Source organism: Streptomyces sp. enrichment culture, from assembly GCF_964272895.1.
Taxonomy (GTDB): Bacteria; Actinomycetota; Actinomycetes; order Streptomycetales; family Streptomycetaceae; genus Streptomyces.
In genome coordinates, this window is record NZ_OZ186832.1 from 3,257,085 (window position 1) to 3,275,721 (window position 18,637).

Annotated in this window: 16 protein-coding genes; 8 read left to right on the forward strand and 8 right to left on the reverse strand. The window is 73.1% G+C overall.

Annotated elements, in window-relative coordinates; translation table 11 throughout:
* Window positions 1-52: 52 nt before the first annotated feature.
* Window positions 53-445: a hypothetical protein gene (locus ACSU6M_RS14680; protein ID WP_437070155.1), complete on the forward strand. Its 393-nt coding sequence runs from the start codon at window positions 53-55 to the stop codon at window positions 443-445.
* 9 nt (window positions 446-454) lie between these two features.
* Here the strand turns inward: ACSU6M_RS14680 and ACSU6M_RS14685 are convergent, their stop codons facing one another.
* Both ACSU6M_RS14685 and ACSU6M_RS14690 read right to left on the reverse strand, forming a co-directional pair.
* On the reverse strand, window positions 455-2,098 hold the full coding sequence (locus ACSU6M_RS14685) for an FG-GAP repeat domain-containing protein (RefSeq protein WP_437070156.1): 1,644 nt from the start codon (window positions 2,096-2,098) through the stop codon (window positions 455-457).
* A complete protein-coding gene (locus tag ACSU6M_RS14690; RefSeq protein ID WP_437070157.1) occupies window positions 2,095-3,696 on the reverse strand; it encodes an alkaline phosphatase D family protein in 1,602 nt (533 codons plus the stop codon). Before ACSU6M_RS14690 ends, ACSU6M_RS14685 begins: the two co-directional genes overlap by 4 nt.
* A gap of 83 nt (window positions 3,697-3,779) precedes the next feature.
* On the opposite strand from ACSU6M_RS14690, the gene ACSU6M_RS14695 reads away from it, so the two are divergent.
* A complete protein-coding gene (locus ACSU6M_RS14695; protein ID WP_437070158.1) occupies window positions 3,780-4,493 on the forward strand; it encodes a DUF4232 domain-containing protein in 714 nt (237 codons plus the stop codon).
* A 48-nt stretch (window positions 4,494-4,541) separates the two neighbouring features.
* On the opposite strand, the gene ACSU6M_RS14700 is transcribed toward ACSU6M_RS14695, so the two are convergent.
* Window positions 4,542-5,696, reverse strand: a complete 1,155-nt coding sequence (locus tag ACSU6M_RS14700; RefSeq protein WP_437070159.1) for an SGNH/GDSL hydrolase family protein — start codon at window positions 5,694-5,696, stop codon at window positions 4,542-4,544.
* 138 nt (window positions 5,697-5,834) lie between these two features.
* On the opposite strand from ACSU6M_RS14700, the gene ACSU6M_RS14705 reads away from it, so the two are divergent.
* On the forward strand, window positions 5,835-6,263 hold the full coding sequence (locus tag ACSU6M_RS14705) for a MarR family winged helix-turn-helix transcriptional regulator (protein WP_437075144.1): 429 nt from the start codon (window positions 5,835-5,837) through the stop codon (window positions 6,261-6,263).
* Here the strand turns inward: ACSU6M_RS14705 and ACSU6M_RS14710 are convergent.
* Window positions 6,260-7,393 (reverse strand): NAD(P)/FAD-dependent oxidoreductase, encoded by a 1,134-nt coding sequence (locus ACSU6M_RS14710; protein WP_437070160.1) that lies wholly within the window; start codon window positions 7,391-7,393, stop codon window positions 6,260-6,262. The two genes, ACSU6M_RS14705 and ACSU6M_RS14710, sit on opposite strands and share 4 nt — an antisense overlap.
* Window positions 7,394-7,456: 63 nt before the next feature.
* Window positions 7,457-8,656 carry an MFS transporter gene (locus ACSU6M_RS14715; protein ID WP_437070161.1) on the reverse strand — a complete coding sequence of 400 codons (1,200 nt, stop codon included), beginning with the start codon at window positions 8,654-8,656 and terminating at the stop codon, window positions 7,457-7,459.
* Between the two features lie 83 nt (window positions 8,657-8,739).
* Between ACSU6M_RS14715 and ACSU6M_RS14720 the strand changes: the two genes are divergently transcribed.
* From ACSU6M_RS14720 to ACSU6M_RS14730, 3 genes are all read left to right on the forward strand, one after another.
* Window positions 8,740-9,711 (forward strand): ArsR/SmtB family transcription factor, encoded by a 972-nt coding sequence (locus ACSU6M_RS14720; protein ID WP_437075146.1) that lies wholly within the window; start codon window positions 8,740-8,742, stop codon window positions 9,709-9,711.
* A gap of 558 nt (window positions 9,712-10,269) precedes the next feature.
* Window positions 10,270-10,776 carry a glutathione peroxidase gene (locus ACSU6M_RS14725; protein WP_437070162.1) on the forward strand — a complete coding sequence of 169 codons (507 nt, stop codon included), beginning with the start codon at window positions 10,270-10,272 and terminating at the stop codon, window positions 10,774-10,776.
* A gap of 92 nt (window positions 10,777-10,868) precedes the next feature.
* Complete coding sequence (locus ACSU6M_RS14730) at window positions 10,869-11,717, forward strand: MerR family transcriptional regulator (protein ID WP_437070163.1); 849 nt, start codon at window positions 10,869-10,871, stop codon at window positions 11,715-11,717.
* Between the two features lie 151 nt (window positions 11,718-11,868).
* Here the strand turns inward: ACSU6M_RS14730 and ACSU6M_RS14735 are convergent, their stop codons facing one another.
* The 3 genes from ACSU6M_RS14735 to ACSU6M_RS14745 all read right to left on the reverse strand — a co-directional run bounded on the left by ACSU6M_RS14735 (window position 11,869) and on the right by ACSU6M_RS14745 (window position 14,157).
* A complete protein-coding gene (locus ACSU6M_RS14735; protein ID WP_437070164.1) occupies window positions 11,869-12,060 on the reverse strand; it encodes a DUF397 domain-containing protein in 192 nt (63 codons plus the stop codon).
* Between the two features lie 201 nt (window positions 12,061-12,261).
* Window positions 12,262-13,119 (reverse strand): helix-turn-helix domain-containing protein, encoded by an 858-nt coding sequence (locus ACSU6M_RS14740; protein ID WP_437070165.1) that lies wholly within the window; start codon window positions 13,117-13,119, stop codon window positions 12,262-12,264.
* A gap of 285 nt (window positions 13,120-13,404) precedes the next feature.
* A complete protein-coding gene (locus ACSU6M_RS14745; protein WP_437070166.1) occupies window positions 13,405-14,157 on the reverse strand; it encodes a GOLPH3/VPS74 family protein in 753 nt (250 codons plus the stop codon).
* Window positions 14,158-14,396: 239 nt separating this feature from the next.
* Between ACSU6M_RS14745 and ACSU6M_RS14750 the strand changes: the two genes are divergently transcribed.
* Both ACSU6M_RS14750 and ACSU6M_RS14755 read left to right on the forward strand, forming a co-directional pair.
* A complete protein-coding gene (locus ACSU6M_RS14750; protein ID WP_437070167.1) occupies window positions 14,397-16,640 on the forward strand; it encodes a D-alanyl-D-alanine carboxypeptidase in 2,244 nt (747 codons plus the stop codon).
* Between the two features lie 172 nt (window positions 16,641-16,812).
* Window positions 16,813-18,636, forward strand: a complete 1,824-nt coding sequence (locus ACSU6M_RS14755) for an MFS transporter (protein ID WP_437070168.1) — start codon at window positions 16,813-16,815, stop codon at window positions 18,634-18,636.
* Window position 18,637: the final 1 nt, after the last annotated feature.

An 18,637-nucleotide genomic window follows, 5' to 3' on the forward strand; every position in this document is an offset into this window, starting at 1 on the left:
CGCCCGAGTCCTCCCGGAGCGGCACCCCCACCCCACACCCCCAGGACCCCCCATGCCCGTCGCCTTCTGGCAAGCCGCCGCCGTCATCTCCCTCGCCCTCGCGACACTCACCCTGGCCGCGTACGGCGTCACCAGATTCCGCGCCCGCCGCGACCCGGCCCGGCGCCGGCTGCTCCGCCTCGAACTCCCCCTCCCCGTCGCCCTCGCCGCCCTGGCCGGCGTCCTGATCGGCGCCCTCGCGACGGGACGCCACCCTCACGCGGACCTCGACGAACTGAAGACCCTGATGATCCCGGTCATGTTCGGCATGGCCTGCCGCGGACTCATCAGGAACCACCTCAGGGACACCACCGCCACCCGCCCCGCCACCACCTACGCACCGGCCGTCACGACGCTGCTCATCGGCCTGCTCGTGGCCGCGGGAACCACCTACTTCGGCTCCTGACCGCAGGCGTCACAGGAGGTCGGTCCAGGAGGACCAGCCGGTCGGGGCCTTGGTGACGCGGGGTTTGAGGGTGCCGGTGCCTGTGCCGGCGTGGAGGTGGAGGGCGCCCGTGGAGGTGGTGGTCATCAGGTCCGCCTTGCCGTCGCCGTCGGCGTCGCCCGGGGAGAAGAGCTTGGCGTACTGCTGCCAGCCGGTGCCCAGCTTGACGCGGGCGGCGAACGGGGCGGACGCCGAGCCGGTGCCGGTCAGGCGCCACAGGACGCCGGCCGTGTCGCGGGCGAGGATGTCGGGGCGGCCGTCGCCGGTGAAGTCGCCGCCCGCGACGAGGGCGTTGTAGGCACCCCAGCCGGTGGCCACTTGGACGCGGGGGACGACCGACATGCCGGAACCCGTGCCCGCGTTCAGGTAGACCGTGCCGGTCGAGGTCACGGACAGCAGGTCGCCCTTGCCGTCGCCGGTCAGGTCGCCGGGACCCAGGATGCGGCGGTACGACGGGGAGCCGCCGGCGATCTCGGGGTCCGTCAGCGCGTAGTACGCGGGGTTCGTCAGGCGGCCCGTGCTCACCGAGTGGACCACGAGGTCCGACAGGCCGTTGTCGCGCAGCGCCGAGGCGTGGGCGAGGCGGGTGGTGGACGGGGGCCAGGCCGCCGAGCCGACGGCGAGCCTGCTGGTCAGCGTGCCGGTGCCCGTCACCTCGTAGGTGTAGAGCGAGCCGGACGACGTACGGGCCATGATCCCGTACTTGCCGAAGTGCGGGTTGTTGCCCGCGCCCGCGAACTGCGTGACCTTGCCCCAGCCGGTGCCGCGCGCGGAGCGGGTGCCGAAGGAGCCCCTGCCGTCGCCGGGGCGCAGCCACAGGGCGCCGGTGAAGTCCCTGGCCAGCAGGTCGGTGGTGCCGTTGCCGTCCCAGTCCCCGCCGCCGATGATCTGGTTGTACGAGGCCCAGTCCGCCCCCGGCACCGCCACCCGGCCGCCCAGCGAGCCGCCGCCCTTGCCCGGATAGCGGTAGAGCACACCGGCCGGGGTGCGGGCGAGCACGTCCCCGTTGCCGTCGCCGTCGAGGTCTCCGGCGCCGATCAGCTGGTCGAACTGCTGCCAGCCGGTGCCGATCCGCACCCGGCCGGCGAAGGCTCCCTTGCCGTCGCCGGCGTAGAGGTAGAGCGTCCCGGACGGGGTGCGGGCCAGCAGGTCGGCCCTGCCGTCGCGGTCGAGGTCGCCCGGTGCGGCGACCTTGTTGTAGATCTGCCAGCCCGTGGCCACCGTGCGGTACGAGCCGAGGCCGCCCGGCACGCGGGCGTGGACGCCGGGGTGCAGGCGCAGGACGCCGGAGGCGCTGAGGGTCAGCACGTCCTGGACGCCGTCGGAGTCCAGGTCGCCGGGGGTCAGGACGTCCTTGACCCTGGACACGTCCGTGTCGAGGACCATCGTCTCGGTCACGCCGGTGTCGATGTGCAACTGGCCCGCCACATTGCGGTGGACGAGGTCGGAGGTGCCGTCCCCGTCGAAGTCGGCCCGTGCGGGGGTGACCGCCTCCGCGTCCCCCGGCAGCGCCACGAAGGCGCCCGAGGCGAGCAGTGCCGAGGCCGCGGCCAGCACGGACGCCCGCAGCAGGCCCCGCCGGCGGGTTCCCGGCACCGTCCCTCCGCGGCTCATGCGCTCACCCCGACCTGCCGCACGCCGGGCACGCCGTCGTCCACGCGGAACGTCGCCGCCGTGGTCGTCGTGCCGCTCCGGGTCACCACCGTGGAGACCGTGCGCAGCCGCGCGTCGATGCCGCTCGGCGTGATGTCGAGGAGGAGATAGCCGCGGCGGGCGTCGATCATCTTCCAGTGCGGGTTGTCGGCCAGTTTCGGCGCCCACTCGGCGGCGAACGCCTGGAGGTCCTCGTCGCCGCCGCTGGAGATGGACGTACCGACGAACTCCGCCCCCACGACCGCCGAGGCCGGGTCGGCGTAGTCCAGCTTGAGGTCGCTGACGATGGTGCGGTGCCGGTCGCCGGAGAGGACCACGGGGTTGCGCAGGGTGCGGAACTCGGCGAGCAGGGCGGCGCGTTCCTTCTGGTAGCCGTCCCAGGCGTCGTAGGACCACGCCTTGCCCTCGCCGGCCAGGAAGTCGGTCTCGGCCATCATCACCTGGGAGGCGACGAGGTTCCAGCGCGCGCCGGACTGCTTCATGCTGTCCAGCAGCCAGGTGCGCTGGGTGTCGCCCATGATGACGCGGCCGCTCTCCAGGGCGCCCGCCGCGGTGGCCGCCTGGTCGTCGCGGTATTGGCGGGTGTCGAGGACGTGGAGGCGGGCCAGGGCGCCGAAGTCGAGGGCGCGGTACATATGGGCGTCCGGGCCGGTGGGCTTCTGGGCGGTGCGGATCGGCATGTGCTCGTAGAACGCCTGGAAGGCCGCCGCCCTGCGGGCCAGGAACTTGTCCGGGGGCCAGGCGACCGGGTCGCCGGCCTTGTCGCCGGCCCAGTCGTTCTCCACCTCGTGGTCGTCGAACACGGCCACGAGGGGGGCGGTGGCGCGCATCGCCTGGAGGTCGGGGTCGGTGGCGTACTGCTCGTGGCGGGCCCGGTACTGGGCGAGGGTGACGGGTGCTCCGGTGCCCTCGTGGCGGCGGACGCGGGAGGAGTAGGCGGAGCTCTCGTAGATGTAGTCGCCGACGAACAGCACCAGGTCCGGCAGCTGCTCGCGCATGTCCCGGTACGCGGTGAAGTAGCCGTGCTGCCAGTTCTGGCAGGAGGCGAGGGCGATCCGCAGCCGCTCGGGGGTGGTGCCGGCGGCGGGGGCGGTGCGGGTGCGGCCGGTGCGGGAGGTGCGGCCGAGGGCCTTGAACCGGTACCAGTAGTCGGTGGCCGGGGTCAGGCCGGTGACGTCGACGTGGACGCTGTGGCCGAGGGCGCTGCTCGCGGTCGCCGTACCGCTCCTGACGATCTTCGCAAAGCCGCTGTCCGCGGCCAGTTCCCAGGTCACGGGGACCGTCGGCGGCAGGATGCCGGAGGTGCCCTGCTGGGCGGGGGTCAGCCGGGTCCACAGGAGGATCGCGGTGGGCAGCGGGTCGCCGGAGGCGACGCCCAGCTTGAACACCGTGCCGCTCACCGTGACACCGGGCCCCGGCGAGGCCGCGGGGCCGCCGGCAGAGGCCGAGGCCGGCAGGAGCTGCCCGGCGGCCGCCGCCCCGGCCGCGCCCAGGGTGACCGCTCCCGCGCCCAGGAGGCGTCTGCGGCGCAGGCCGCGGTTGCCGTCGCTCGCGTTCACAGACGTGCGTGCCTTTCGGAGAGGCGGTGCCCTCGGCGGCGCCGATGCACTGATCGGCGGGATCTTCTCATACCCTCGTATTTATGCACCGACCGTTGATCGCCGTGTCCGCGGCCCTGCTCCTGGCGGGGGCGGCGGGCTGCTCGTCGTCCTCGGACGACACGAGCGACGGCCGGGCGCACGGGCCGACCGCCGGGTCCCCGGTGCCGTCGGGGTCCGCGGTGGCTCCGGGCTCCGCACGGGCGACGGCCGAGGGCGGGTCCCGGCCCGCGGCTGACGGCATCCCCGGCCGCTCCCCGGGCGCCGCGGCGGGCGAGGTACCGGCCACGGACGGTCCCCGCCCCTCCTCCGCTCCCCCCGGCGTCCTCTACGGCGCCGACCGGCTCCCCGCCCCCGCCGCCGACCGCTGCCGCACGCAGAGCCTGACGGCCGTGGTCCGCGGCACCGGCCAGGGCCGCGCCTCGGTCGTGCTCACCAACACGGGCGACGCCTCCTGCACGGTCCGCGGCTTCCCCTCCCTCCTCTTCCTCGGGGAGAGCGGCCCCACCGAGCTCCCGGTCGACTGGACCGGCTCCCCCGCCGACGCCCCGAAGCTGACCCTCGCCCCCGGCGCCTCCGCCACCGCCGAGCTCACCTTCACCAGCCTCGGCGAGTGCGCGCCGGTCACCGCCCTGGACGTCGTCCCGCCCGGCGAGTCCCGGCCGCTGCGCCCCGCGTTCACCACGGCCGACGGCAAGAAGGCACAGGTACGCATCTGCGACACCGGGGTGCGTGTGACGCCCTTCGCCGAGAGCTGACGGCCGGGCGCCCCTCGGAGGGGCCGGCCCGGACGCCTCCCGTGTCCGTCAGAGCCTCAGCCGCGCGAGGTCCACCGCCTCGGCCATCGCCAGCGTGCCCGCGTCGCTCAGGTGCAGATGGTCCCCGCTGTCGTAGGCGGGCAGGATCCGCTCGGGGTCGGCCGGGTCCTGGACGGCGGCGGCCACGTCGGTGACGGCGTCGAACACGTCGGTGGTACGGATCCAGTCGTTGACCTTGCGGCGGACCGCGCGGCCCTCCTCGGAGTCGTAGCCCTCGTAGACGGTCCCGGCGTAGGGGCCGATGGTGTGGGCGATGACGGTGAGGCCGGCCTCGTGGAGGATGCGGGCCAGTTCGGTGTAGCCGTCGATCAGCTCCCCGGCGGTGGGTCGCGGGGCGGGGCGGGCGGGGTCGATGGCGCCGGGGCTGCCGAGGTCGTTGAGGCCGAAGTTGAGCAGGACATGGGTGACGCCGGGGACGTCGAGGACGTCCCGCCGGACGCGGGTGAGGCCCGCCTCGCCGACCTCGTCGGTGAGCAGCCGGTTGCCGGAGATGCCCTGGTTGACCACCCAGCCGCGCCCCAGACGGCGGTTGAGCTGGTCGGGGAAGCGGGCGTTGGCGCCGGGCGTGGTGCCCGCGCCCTCCATCCAGGAGTCGCCGAACGCCACGGCGATCGCGGTGCCCTCGGGGGCGAGGACGTCGACGCCGGAGACGAAGTACCGGGACAGCTCCAGCGTTTCGGCGCCCTCCAGGGCGGCGTCCGCCGTGGCGTCACCGGCGACCGCGTACCCGGTCTCGGAGGCGACCACGGAGAAGGTGGCGAGCCCCGTGTCGTAGGGCAGATGCAGGCTGAGCGCGAACTGCTCCCCCGCCGTCACCGCACCCGGCACCGGGTCGCTCACCGCCTCCTCGCCCGGCGCCAGCACCCGCTCGGTCCGGCCGTCGAAGGTGAGCGCGACCGAGGTGGCGGGGTCGACGCGGTGGCCCTCGGTCCGGCGGGCCCAGCGGGCGGCGCCGACGGTCAGCGGCCGTCTGCCGAATCTGTTGCTCAGCCGTATGCGCACGGCCTCCCCGCCGCCGTCGAGCCGCACGATCTGGCGCACGGTCTGCCCGGCGAAGCTCCGGGAGGGGAAGAGCCGGTAGTCCTCGTACGGGCTGACCAGAGCGGAACGGAAACCTGCCACCCACTGCGATGTCGTCGTCATGTTCCGCCTCAACAGCGGAGGTTGGGATCTTGTTTCCGCCCCCCGGTGTCCGTCCCGGTCGGCGGTTGGCCGGGGGCCGCCGTGGCGCGGGCCGGTCGCCGTTAACCTTCCTGTATGGCAAAGGCCGATGGCGAGCGGATGAGCGTGGTGACCGCGTTGGTGCGGTCCTCTTACCTGGTGAACGCCGTGTACGCCGATGCGAGCCACGCGTACGGGCTGACCCCGCAGCAGGGCAAGCTGCTCTGCGTGCTGATGCCCCAGCCGTACGGGATGCGCGAGCTCGGCGAGATGCTGGGCCTGGCGAAGTCGAGCCTGACCGGGCTGGTGGACCGCACGGCACAGCGCGGGCTGGTGCGCCGGGAGGCGGATCCGCGCGACGGGCGGGCGGTGCGGGTGGCGCTGACCGAGGACGGCGCCCGGCTGGCGGAGGAGTTCTACGAGGAGACCTGCCGGCGCATCGACGAGCTGCCCTCCACGCTGAACGCGCAGGAGCGCGACCGGCTGGCCGCGCTCCTGGCCCGCGTGGTGGAGGACAACAAGGTGCCCGAGGTGTTCCTCGACTCCTAGTCCGCCGCCGTGCCGAACATGTCGCGGTACATGCCGGTGAACAGGTCGGCCCCCTTGTACTGCGCCACCACCTGCGCCGGGACCACGGCCGCGGTGGCCGGGTCCTCCTCGGACGGGAACTGCCCGACCCCGCCCTCGGGCCCCAGCGGCAGCAGCACGGACGGCACGGGTGAGGGCGTGTACGTGGCCTCGGGCCGCTCACCGCGCAGCTGGGCGGAGATGTTCGCGGCCGCCACCCGCGCGTGCTGCATGGCGTAACCGGCCATCTTGGCCTCGGCCACGTCGGTGATGTCGCCGATCGCGTAGACGTGCTCGTAGCCCCGCACGGCGAGGGTCTCCGTGACCTGGACCTGCCCCTTGCCGGTACGGGTGGTCAGGGCGCCGTCGGCCAGGTAGTCGCCGTTCGTGCGCACGCCGTGGGCCCGGAACCAGATGTCGGCGGTGATCTCGCCGCCGTCGGTGGTGGCGACGGTGAGGGTCTTGGCGCGGCCGGCCTCCACCGGCCACTCCTCGGCCAGACCGGTGCCCAGCCGCAGCTCGACGCCGGCCTCGGCCAGCTGGCGGTGCAGATCCTCGCGCAGGCTCTGCTCGAAGCCGGGCAGCAGCGCGGGCGCGGGGTCGAGGACCGTCACCCGCTTGTCCGGCCAGACGTGCTTGATCTCTCCGGCGAGCTCCAGGCCGACCGGTCCGGCACCGCTGATCAGGACCCGCTCGGCGCCGGCCAGTTCCTCATGGGTCTCGCGCAGCCGCCCCAGTGCCTCGGCCGTGTCGTCGCTGTCGGCCTTGGCGGGGAAGGGGTAGCGCGAACCGGTGGCCAGCACCAGGTAGTCGGCGTCGATCCGGGTGCCGTCGGCCAGGGTCACGCCCTGCGGGTCCACCGAGGTGACGCGCTGGCGCACCACCCGGCCGCGCTCCAGCAGCCGGTCGTAGGAGTAGAAGACGTTGTGCGCCCAGTCGGGCCTGACCAGGGCCCGCAGGGAGGCGGCCGCGTGCTCGAAGGCGTCCTTGGGCTCGATCAGGACGACGTCGGCCTCGGCGTCGAGGGCCTTGGCGGCGGTGGCGCCGCCGTAGCCGCCGCCGATGACGACGACGGTGCGGCGGGCGGATGTGGCGGAAGGCGTGGATGCCATGACGGTTCAGCTCCCCCAGTGGATGGATGCCGGCACGGACGGATGCGCGGGCATCAGTTCGCACTACGAACCATATTCGTTCGTAGTGCGAACTTCAATGGGGTGTCCGGAGATACGGCCGAGACGGAACAGCGCCAGCGTGACCGCCGCCGACGCGGCCGCCGTCACCGCCATCGCCGTGCCGGGTGAGGTCAGTTGCGCCACGGCGCCCGCCAGAGCCGCGGCGACGCCCTGCGCCGCGAGCATCCCGGCCGAGTGCAACCCGAGGGCATGGCCCGCCAGCCGGTCCGGGGTGAGGGACATCAGCCGCTCCTGCTGGATCAGACTCGCGCCGAACCCGGCCGAGGCGACGCCCGCGGCGAACGCCGCCCACGGCACCCCCGGCCGCAGCACGAACACCAGATACGGCACGGCCAGCAACAGCAGCAGCGGCGTGGCGAGCCGGGCCCGTACCGCCGACGGCACCAGCCGGCCCACCGCCACATCGCCGGCGAACATGCCCAGCGCCGCGGACGCGAACAGCGCTCCGGCCGCGTCCGGCGCGTAGGAGACGAACAGCGACTCGCAGCCGACGACCAGGCCGTTGGGCAGCCACAGCCCCAGATAGACCAGGCGGCGCGGGCGCGAGGACCACAGCAGCGCGTTCGTCCGCCAGGTCGCCCGCGCCGACATGCGGCCCGCGGACCGCGGCGGACGGGCGGTGAGACCGATCCGGACGCCGACTCCCGACACGGCGTGGAGCAGCGCGGCGAGCAGCAGACAGGCGCGCGGCGACAGCACCGCCAGCAGGGCGCCGCCGGTCGCGTAACCGGCGATCTGCGTCAGTCCGCCGAGCATGTTGAACACCGAACGCCCCAGCAGATAGCCGTCCTTGGTGAGGATCTCGTTCAGCAGCCCCCAGCGCACTCCCCCGCCCACCGACGCCACCAGGCCCTGCACGGCCACGACCGCGAAGACCGCCGCGAGCGGCAGTCCGGGCAGCGCGAGCACCGCCGTCCCGGCCGCGAAGGCCAGACCGATGCCGGTCAGCGCCCTCCTCGGCGGCAGCCGGTCCGCGCCCGACAGCAGCACGGTCGCGCCGAGCACCTGCGCCAGCTGCTGGCCGAACATGCTCACCGCCGACAGCAGCGGTGAGCCGGTGGCCCGGTACACGAGGGTGCCGAGCGCCAGGGAGCCGATCGTCTGGGCCGCGGTGTGGGCGGCGGAGGCCAGGAAGAAGGGGGTGAACTCCGGTGTGCGGAACAGCTCTCGGTAACGGCGCATGACCGGGAGTCTCGGAGGGGCCCGGGGGCGGTGGTTATTGTTTCGCGGTCGTGCGAAACGTCGTGGGCGGCGGGGTGGCGGTCATGGGCTGGTGGCAGGTCGACGCGGACACGCTCGCCGGGAGCCGGTTCGTGCTCTCGCCGCTCGCCGAGACCTTCGCGAGTCTGAAGCTGCTGCACGCGGGGGTGCCCGCGCATCCGGGCGAGCGGGAGTGGCTGCGCCGCCATCTGCCGGGCTACCGCGCGCGTCTCGCGGCCGACCCGGTCACCGCGCTGCTGGTGCGCTGCGGGCTCGGCCGGGAATGGATCGCCGACTTCCTCACGCCCGCCCCGAGGGGCGGCGAGCCCTTCGGGACGGAGGTCGCGCGCGTGGCCGCGGCCCGCCCCGAGGACGCCCGCGCCCATCTGCGCGTCTCCCTCGCCGGGCCGCTGCCGGCCGCGCTGGAGCGGGACGACCTGCCCGAACGGGCCGCCACGCTGCTCCAGTACGTGTGGACCGAGGCCGTACGTCCCGACTGGGAGCGGCGCCGGCGCGTCCTGGAGGCCGATGTCGTCGCCCGGCTCGCCCAGGTCAGCCGGGGCGGCTGGGCCGCGGTACTGGACGCGCTGCGGCCGGGGACACGGTGGCTCGGGGACAGCCGGCTCCAGGTCAACGCGCAGGAGTATCCGCCGCGGGAGATCTCCGGTGCGGAGCTGGTCTTCGTGCCGGTGACCGCGCGGGCGGGGTGGGTGTCGTGGGAGGAGCGGGAGCGGTACGCGGTGGTCTACCCGGCCGTCGGGGTCCTCGCCGGTTCCGGCACGGGCGCCGTGCCCGCCGGGCTGGGGCGGCTGCTGGGGCCGTCGCGGGCGGCTGTGCTGCTGTTACTGGCCTCGCCCCTGAGCACGAGTGCGCTGGTCGCTGTGACGGGGCAGGGGCTCGGATCCGTGGGGCGGCATCTGCGGGTGCTGCTGGACGCGGGGCTGGTGGAGCGCAGGCGGGCGGGCCGGGCGGTCCTGTACTCGCGCACGGCGGCGGGCGATGCGCTGGCGGAGGCCGGGACCGCTCGGGGGTGGTGAGGGCTGTGCGCGGGGCGCGTGCGGGGGGCGTGCCTGCGGGGGTGCCGCGGGGTGGGCGCGGCGGGAGGCCGCGGGTGGGCCCGGTGGGAGGCCGCGGGGTGAGCCCGGCAGGGAGCCGCGGGTGAGCCCGGCGGGAGGCCGCGGGTGAGTCCGGCAGGGAGCCGCGGGGTGAGCCCGGCAGGGAGGCCGCGGGTGAGTCCGGCAAGGAGCCGCGGGGTGAGCCCGGCAGGGAGGCCGCGGGATACGCCCGGCAGGGAACCGCGGGATACGCCCGGCAGGGAACCGCGGGATACGCCCGGCAGGGAACCGCGGGATACGCCCGGCAGGGAACCGCGGGATACGCCCGGCAGGGAACCGCGGGATACGCCCGGCAGGGAACCGCGGGATACGCCCGGCAGGGAACCGCGGGATACGCCCGGCAGGGAACCGCGGGATACGCCCGGCAGGGAGCCGTGGGGTGAGCCCGGCAGGGAGCCGCGGGGTGAGCCCGGCGGGAGGCCGCTGGGTGGGCTGACGCCCCCTGAGGGGCGTCTCTCCTCCCGGCGTAGCATCCGGGTCATGACTTCTTCCCTCAACGGCACCTCTCCCCTCGGCGTCGAGATAGACGCCCTCACCGGTGGGTCCGCGGACCTCTCCTCCTACCTCGGCAAGGTCGTCCTCGTCGTCAACGTGGCCTCCAGGTGCGGGCTCACCCCGCAGTACTCCGGGCTGGAGAAGCTGCACGAGCGGTACGCCGGGCAGGGGTTCACGGTGCTCGGGGTGCCGTGCAACCAGTTCCTCGGGCAGGAGCCGGGGTCGGCGGAGGAGATCGCGGAGTTCTGCTCGGCGACCTACGGGGTGACGTTCCCGATGACCGAGAAGGTCGAGGTGAACGGGGAGGGCCGGCACCCGCTGTACGAGCGGCTGGTCGGCTTCGCGGACGCGGAGGGGCACAGCGGGGACATCCGCTGGAACTTCGAGAAGTTCCTGATCGGGCGGGACGGCGAAGTCGTCGCCCGGTTCTCGCCGCAGACCGAGCCGGAGGCGGCGGAGCTGGTCGCGGCGGTGGAGAAGGCCCTGGGCTGACGCCCCCTTGACCTTGCCCCTGGGGCAGGGCGGAGCGTCCTGGTCGCCGGGCGGAACAGGCCGCCCGGTGACGGAGGACGAGGCTCGCCGGTATGGACGACGATCTGCTGACCATCGGCGCGTTCGCCGCGCGCACCCGGCTGTCGGTCAAGGCACTGCGGCTGTACGACCGGTTGGGGCTGCTCGCCCCGGCCCATGTCGACGCCGTGACGGGCTACCGCTACTACCGGGCCGCCCAGGTCGAGCGGGCCAGGACGGTGGCGCTGCTGCGGCAGCTGGACATGCCGCTCGCCCGGATCGCCGAGGTGGCCGACGCGGACGGCGACCGGGGCGCCGAGCTGCTCGCCGCGTACTGGGCGGACGTGGAGGCGCGTCTCGCGGCGCAGCGGACGCTGGCCGAGTACCTCCGTGGACGGCTTTCGGGGAGGAGCTCCGAGATGCAGGAGAAGTTCACGGTCGAGACGGTCGAGGTGCCCGCGCAGGCGGTGCTCACCGAGTCCCGGCATGTGCTGGAGAGGGAACTGCCCACCTGGATCCCGGCGTCGCTGGGCCGGCTGGAGGAGGGTGCCGCGGCGTGCGGGGGCGTGGCGGGCGCGCCGTTCGTCGTGTACCACTCCGAGGTGTCGACGGAGAGCGACGGGCCCGCGGAGTCCTGTGTGCCGGTCGCCGACGAGGCGGCGGCACGGGCCTGGGCGGCGGCGCAGGGCCGGGCGCACGGGACCGAGGTCCGGGTCGAGCCCGCCCGGCGGCTGGCCTTCACCCGCGTCACCAAGGCGCAGGTGGCCTACCCGCAGCTGATGGCCGCCTACGAGGCGGTGGAGGCGTGGATCGCGCGGGAGGGGCTGTCGTACGACGGTCCGTGCCGTGAGATCTACTTCGCCGACTGGGACGCGGCGGGCCCCGACGACCCGGTGTGCGACGTGGCGTTCCCCGTCCGCTGAGACCGCGGCCCGGCGCCGTGCGGAGCGGGTCCGCGCGGCGCCGGGCACAAGCCGAGCCCCCTCGGCAAGGACGGCGAGCTGGTCGAGAGGGCTCTTCAGATGCTGCTTGTCGCGTCGGGTCGGCATCGGGAGGATCAGGAAGACCCTCCCCTCACGCCTTCACCGACGTCACGAACGCCTGCCACGCGTCGGTGGGGAAGGCGAGGGTGGGGCCGTCGGTGACCTTGGAGTCACGCACGGCCAGCGCGGACGGGACCGGGGACTTGACCTCGACGCACGCGCCGTTGCCCTGCGAGTAGGACGACTTGACCCACGTGTCCGTCGCACCCTGCTTGATTGCCATTTTCACTCCGGTAGCCAGTTGCCGAGTTGCTGGATTCGCGCCAACCTCCGTGCTCGATTGGCGTGATCGACGCTACTCGCCAACTCCTCCGTCCGGAGCAAGCATTCACCCGACCGGATGACATATTCCAGAGGGACTTTTCTTCCGGACGTGCGCCGGTGTACGGTCCGGCCTTTCATGTCGGGAAGCCGGGGAAAGGGCTCAGCTCGCGTAGTCCTTGGCGACCTCGGCGATGAACTCCCGCGTCTGCTCGACGTTCAGCGCCTGCGCCCTCAGGTGCTCGTACATCACGCTGTACTTGGACACGTCCTGCGCCTTCTCCAGGTACAGGTCGCTGGTCACGCCCTCGATGTACACCACCGTCGAGTCGGCGGCGTCGGGGAACTCCAGGATCGCGTACTGGCCGCTCACGCCGGGGTGGGCGCCCATGGAGAACGGGATCACCTGCACGGTCACATGCGGCAGCTGGACCATCTCCAGCAGATGCTCCAACTGCTCGATCATCACCTGCTTGTTGCCGACCTCGCGGCGCAGCGCCGCCTCGTCGACCACCGCCCACAGCCGCAGCGGGTTCTCCGCCGCGGAAATACGTTCCTGCCTGCGCATGCGCACCTGGACGCGGCGCTCGATGTCGGCCGGCGCGGCCTCGGGCAGCGCGCCCGCGATGAGCGCCTCGGCGTAACCGCGGGTCTGCAGCAGGCCGGGGACGACCTGCGGGTCGTACACCCGAAGGCTCGCCGCGTCGGTCTCCAGTCCGATGTAGACGCTGTACGGGACATCGCCGAACGCGTGCCACCAGCCCTGCTGGCGCGAGTCCTTGGCCATCTGCATCAGGGAGTCGACCACGCGCTGGTCCTCCACCTCGTAGACCCCGCACAGATCGCGGACGTCGCGCTGGCTGATACTGCGCCGCCCGTTCTCCAGGCGGCTGATCTTCGACTGCGACACCAGCAGCCGCTCGGCCACCTCTTCCGCCGTCATGCCCTTGAGCTCACGGAGTCTGCGCAGCTCCTGGCCCAACCGGCGCCGCCTTACGGTGGGATTGACATTGGACGCCACGGAACGTGCACCTCCGGCTGCTGCCTGTTGCTTAACACTTTGCGTATCTGCTGTTGAGCAGACTGCCACCAAGGTGCTTACTACCGCTGGGAAACGGGGGATATGCGCCAGGTGCACGTCAGTGAACGCCGGGCGACCGCATCCGGACACGGCCGAGCGGGGTGGTACGACCGTGCGGTCCTACCACCCCGCTCGGACAGCGGCTCCCGTGACCGGGTCGGGGGGTCGTGCGGCGGTGCGAGGTTCTGCCGGGGTCGTACGGGTCCGCTGCCGTGGCAGCGCGGCTCAGTGCGCCACGGCACGCGCCATGGAACTGCGGTGGGGCTGCGCCGGAACCCCTCGGGCGGGTTCCGTCGCGGTCCTGGCTCCGGCGGCCTGGCGGCCGGCCTGGGCCGGGCTGCGGCGCGGCTGTGCCGCCACGCCGTTCTGGACGTCCATGACGGCGTGCGCCACGAGGCCGCCCATCGGGTCGTGCCGGATCAGATCCCGCAACCGGGAGCGCGAGGACCGTCCCTCGTTGCCCGGGTACAGGTGCTTGCCGAGGCCGACCGCGTGCGCCAGTGCGGCGAGCGCCGCGGTCCGCGGGTCCGGCGGTACACCGGTGCGGATCGCGGAATCCAGCCGTGCCCTGATCTCACGGCTGATGGCGTTGTCCGTCGCCTGGTAGCGAGTCGTCGGCAGCACTCCGCACATCTGGCCCTCCACGGCATGCACCATGCCGCATCGCTCCAGATGCGAGAGGTAGGTCTGGCGGAGCCCGAGACGCGGCCCGCCGATCCAGTGGACCGCCCGTACGGGAGCGCCGCGCCTTCGCAGCAACTCCAACGCGCAGTCCAGAGTCGGATCTCCAGTCGGCCGTGGTACCACCACGGCGATACGATCCCCGTCTGGGGCTATCCGTCCGGCCAGCGCGAGCTCCACTAGCTGCGCTCCGGCCAGACCGAGGTCGAGCGACTGCGGCTGTGCAGTGGTACCCGTGGCCGGGTCCAGTGCCAGCAGCAGAAGCTCCTCCGGAAGTGTTCTGCGGCTCCTGCCCATCCATGCCTCCCCGCGTGGATGAATGACAGGGTGACCCCTCTCACATTGGTCTGTCGAGGGTGCGTGACCTGTTTGTGAGGGAACCGGCAGGTATGTCGTTCTCGTCTACCGCGTTGGTCGGGGCCGCACACAGGACACTGGTACATGGTTCGGACAGCGGTGTGGACACAGGTCCGGCCGGCGGTTCACGGTTCGTTCCGGACGCACGGAGTGCGTGCGGCAGCACGGAGGAGGCATCGGTGGCGGGCGAGTCCCCCGACAGGTCGAAGCAGCGCGAGTCGTCGGCAGAACCGACGTCGGGGAGCGCGAATCCGGTTCCCGAGGCCCGGAAGGAGGCGGACGACCCACGGCTCGCCGTGGCCCGCGCCTCCGCCAAGGCTCCCGCCTCCGACACGGCCACGAAGATCCTCTCGGTCCCGACGACCGACGCCCCCACCGACACGGACCCCGACACCGAGGACGACGCCCGCCTGCGCGCCGCGGTCGCCGCGTGGGTGACGGACGCCGACGAGAAGCCGGAGATGGCCGCGGCCGAGGCGGAGGAGGCCGTGGCCGAGGCGGAGAGGGCCGAGGCAGAGGAGGCTTCCGAGGCTGCCGAGGAGCCGTCCGACGAGGCCACCGAGCCGAAGGACGAGGACGAGGACGAGGCGGAGACCGACGCCGAGGAAGCCGCCGAGGGCGAAGCCGAGGCCGAGGAGGCCCCCGAGCCTGAGGACGCCGACGGCGAGGCACCCGAAGGCGAAACCGAGGCCGAGCAGGCCCCCGAGCCCGAGGCCGCCGACGGCAAGGCCCCCGAAGGCGAGGCCGCCGACGGCAAGGCATCCGAAGGCGAAGCCGAGGCCGAGCAGGAGGCCCCCGAGCCCGAGGCCGCCGACGGCGAGGAGGACCCGCAGGGGCCACCCGCACCCGACGACGAGACCCGCACGGGCGGTGCGGGTGGGAACGACGACCCGGCCGAAGGCGAAGCCGAGGCCGAGCAGAAGCCCCTCACGCCGGAGGCCACCGGCGTCGACCAGCCGACCGCCGTCTTCAAGGCCGTACGCCCCCGGCGCGACGTCGACCAGCCGACCACCATGCTGAAGCTGGGCGACACCGCCCCCAAGCCCGACCCCGAGCGCACCAGCAAGTTCGTCGCCCTCAAGCCCGCCGACCCGCCCCCGCCCGCGCAGCAGGAGCGCACCACCCAGCAGCCGCTCCCGCCCAAGCCCCCGCTGGACCTGCTGGCCGAGCTGACGAACACCCCGCCGCCCCCGCAGACCCCCCTGCGCACGGCGGCCCGGCGCATCAAGATCTGGACCCCGCTGGTGCTGCTCCTGGCGATCGTGTTTGCGGTCGTACAGTCGCTGCGCCCGCTGCCGGCCCCCGAGCTGACCCTCACCGCGAAGGACAGTCACTCCTTCGCCGGCGATCTCCAGGGCCTGCCCTGGCCGCAGGAGGGCCAGGCCGCGATGGACGTCCAGGGCATCGGCACCTTCGGCTCCTCCGGCGAGCAGAAGCCCGTCCCGATCGCCAGCGTGGCCAAGGTCATGACGGCGTACCTCATCCTGCGCGACCACCCGCTCAAGAGCGGTGAGCAGGGCCCGAAGATCAAGATCGACCAGGCCGCCGAGGAGCAGTCCCACGCGGAGGGGGAGTCGACCGTGCAGGTGACGGCCGGCGACGAGATCACCCAGCGCGAGGCCCTGCAGGCGATCCTCATCGCCTCCGCCAACAACGTCGCCCGGCTGACCGCCCGCTGGGACGCCGGCACGGAGAAGGCGTTCGTGGCGAAGATGAACGCCGCCGCCGAGGACCTCGGCATGACGAACACGACGTACACCGACCCCTCGGGCCTGAACGACACCACCGTCTCCACCGCCGTGGACCAGGTGAAGCTGGCCAAGGAGGCGATGAAGTACCCGGTCTTCCGCGAGGTCTCGGCGATGATGGAGTACTACGACTACAAGGGCAAGAAGTGGCCCAACTGGAACCAGCTGGTCGGCAAGAACGACGTCGTCGGCATCAAGACCGGCACCACCACCTCCGCCCGCGGCAACCTGGTCTTCGCCGCGAAGAAGGAGGTCGGCGGTGAGACCCACACCATCGTCGGCGCGGTCCTGCGCCAGCCCGAGGGCGGCTACGACAACACGATCCTGCAGGGCGCCCTGTCCGCCGGCGACAAGCTGATCCGGGCCGCGCAGGACCGCCTGGAGTCGGTGACGATCCTGAAGAAGGGCGAGGTCGTCGGGTACGTCGACGACGGGCTCGGCGGGCGGACGCCCGTCGTCGTCACGGAGGACGTCACCGCGGTCGGCTGGCCCGGCCTGGAGGTGGAGCTGAACTTCGCCTCCGACGACCTGCCGCACTCGGCGAAGGCGGGCACGAAGGTCGGCACGCTCACCGTCGGCGACGGCGGCACGGCCGGCGCGGTGAAGGTGCCCGTCGCCCTGCAGAGCGACCTGGTCGAACCGGGCTGGACGGACAAGCTGACGCGTATCTCCTGACCGGCACCACCGCACCGGCCCGTAGACGGCACCCGCACCGGGTGCCGTCGGCGGGCCGCGTGCTAGCGTCACGAAACGGGACAAGGCCGCCGGTCGTTCGGACACGGCCGTGAAGAGCGCGGAAACGCGACGCGGCCGACAGCAGAAGACGGGACACGGGGAGTGCCAACAGGTGGCCACTGCGGAGCCGACACGCGCCGACGACACCGGTCCGGGCCCGGACACCGGCCCGCGAATACCGTTGTCCGCGCCTGAGCCGCCCACCCGTCACCACCGGGCGGTGGAGGCCGCCCGCGCGGTCTTCCTGCGCCACCCGGTCCTCGGGTTCACGGCCCTCTCCGGGGTCCTGCACATCGTCTGGTTCTTCACGTTCGCGAACAGTGGCGGCGATCTCGCGGCCCAGGACGCGTGGGCCGAGTTCGTCGGCCGGCACCCGGACTCGGCGTACAACCTCGCCTGGTACGGCGGTATGCACCCGGTCTCGTACAGCGTGGTCTCGCCGTATCTGATGTCGGTTCTCGGCGTCCGTACGACGATGATGATCGCCGGGACCCTGTCGGCGGGCCTGCTGACGTTGGTGCTGATGCGCAGCCGGGTCGTGCGTAATCCGCTGTGGGTCTCCCTCGCCGGGGTGTTCGCCTTCCTGTGCAACGCGGTCTCGGGCCGGGTGACCTTCGGGCTGGGCATGATGTTCGCGCTGGGCGCGACCGCCGTGGTGTTCTGCTGGCCGTACAAGTGGCGCTACAAGCGGTGGGCGAAGGCGCTGTGCGCGGCCCCGCTGGCGGCGCTGGCGACCATGTCCTCGCCGGTCGCGGGGCTGTTCGTGGGCCTGGTCGCGGTGGCGCTGTTCCTGCAGAAGCGGCTGCCGGGCGCGTGGGCGCTGGGGCTGGGGCCGACCGTGGTGGTGGCGGTGTCGGCGTGGGCGTTCCCGTTCTCCGGCACCCAGCCGATGTCGTTCGCCTCGGCCCTGCTGCCGCTGCTGTTCGCGGGCATCTGCTTCGCGGTGGTGCCGCGCGCGTGGACGACCGTGCGGCTCACCTCCGCGGTGTACGGGCTCGCGGTGCTGCTGGTGTGGCTGATCAGCTCGCAGATCGGCTCCAACATCACCCGGCTGGCGATGCTGTTCGCGGGGGTGACGCTGGCGGCCGCGCTGCCGTTCGCGGTGCCGCGCTCGCGCAAGTGGTACGCGATCGTGGTGGCGTTCGTCGGGTTCACCGTCTGGATCGGCTACAAGTCGGTCGACGACGTCGTCCACACCACCCCGGCCGCCTCCTGGGCGCGCGAGCTGGCGCCCCTGGTCAACGAGCTGCAGAAGGTCGGCGCCGACAAGGGCCGGGTGGAGGTCGTGCCCGCCCGCTCGCACCGTGAGGCGTCCGCGCTGGCCCCGAACGTGAACCTGGCCCGCGGCTGGAACCGCCAGGCCGACATGGAGCGCAACCCGCTCTTCTACGACGACACCCTGAACTCGGCGAACTACCACGAGTGGCTGGGCCGCTGGGCGGTGCAGTACGTGGTGCTGCCCAAGGGCGAGCTGGACGGCACCGGCGCCGAGCGGGAGCGGGAGCTGATCCAGCGCGGGCTGCCGTATCTGCGGCAGGTGTGGGGCGACGCCAACTGGCAGCTGTTCGAGGTGACGGACGCCACCCCGCTCGCGGACCCGCCGGCCAGGGTCGAGCGGGCCGAGCAGGGCGAGATCACCCTGACGGTGTCCGAGCCGGGCCGGATGCTCATCCGCGTGCCCTACTCGCCCTGGCTGACGCTGGTCGACGCCGACGGCAAGAGCGTGGAGCGGCCCCGCGAGACGGAGGCGTCCAAGAACCGTCCCGACGGCGAGCCGAAGACGTACGAGAACCTCAACGGCTGTCTGATCGACACCGAGGAGGACGAGCTCGGCGTGAAGTGGACCGAGCTGCTGGCGCCCCGCGCGGGCACCTACCGCCTCGCCTCGCCCTACCAGCTGCCGCGCGGCACGCCCTGCCCGGAGGAGCTGCGCTGAG

Excerpts from the sequence above, each read along its gene's own strand:
- ACSU6M_RS14695 (WP_437070158.1), top strand. The coding sequence starts at position 3,780 with ATGCACCGACCGTTGATCGCCGTGTCCGCGGCCCTGCTCCTGGCGGGG.
- ACSU6M_RS14735 (WP_437070164.1), bottom strand. The coding sequence starts at position 12,060 with ATGGCAATCAAGCAGGGTGCGACGGACACGTGGGTCAAGTCGTCCTAC.
- ACSU6M_RS14725 (WP_437070162.1), top strand. The coding sequence starts at position 10,270 with ATGACTTCTTCCCTCAACGGCACCTCTCCCCTCGGCGTCGAGATAGAC.
- ACSU6M_RS14720 (WP_437075146.1), top strand. The coding sequence starts at position 8,740 with ATGGGCTGGTGGCAGGTCGACGCGGACACGCTCGCCGGGAGCCGGTTC.
- ACSU6M_RS14705 (WP_437075144.1), top strand. The coding sequence starts at position 5,835 with ATGAGCGTGGTGACCGCGTTGGTGCGGTCCTCTTACCTGGTGAACGCC.
- ACSU6M_RS14715 (WP_437070161.1), bottom strand. The coding sequence starts at position 8,656 with ATGCGCCGTTACCGAGAGCTGTTCCGCACACCGGAGTTCACCCCCTTC.
- ACSU6M_RS14710 (WP_437070160.1), bottom strand. The coding sequence starts at position 7,393 with ATGGCATCCACGCCTTCCGCCACATCCGCCCGCCGCACCGTCGTCGTC.
- ACSU6M_RS14700 (WP_437070159.1), bottom strand. The coding sequence starts at position 5,696 with ATGACGACGACATCGCAGTGGGTGGCAGGTTTCCGTTCCGCTCTGGTC.
- ACSU6M_RS14685 (WP_437070156.1), bottom strand. The coding sequence starts at position 2,098 with ATGAGCCGCGGAGGGACGGTGCCGGGAACCCGCCGGCGGGGCCTGCTG.
- ACSU6M_RS14730 (WP_437070163.1), top strand. The coding sequence starts at position 10,869 with ATGGACGACGATCTGCTGACCATCGGCGCGTTCGCCGCGCGCACCCGG.
- ACSU6M_RS14680 (WP_437070155.1), top strand. The coding sequence starts at position 53 with ATGCCCGTCGCCTTCTGGCAAGCCGCCGCCGTCATCTCCCTCGCCCTC.
- ACSU6M_RS14745 (WP_437070166.1), bottom strand. The coding sequence starts at position 14,157 with ATGGGCAGGAGCCGCAGAACACTTCCGGAGGAGCTTCTGCTGCTGGCA.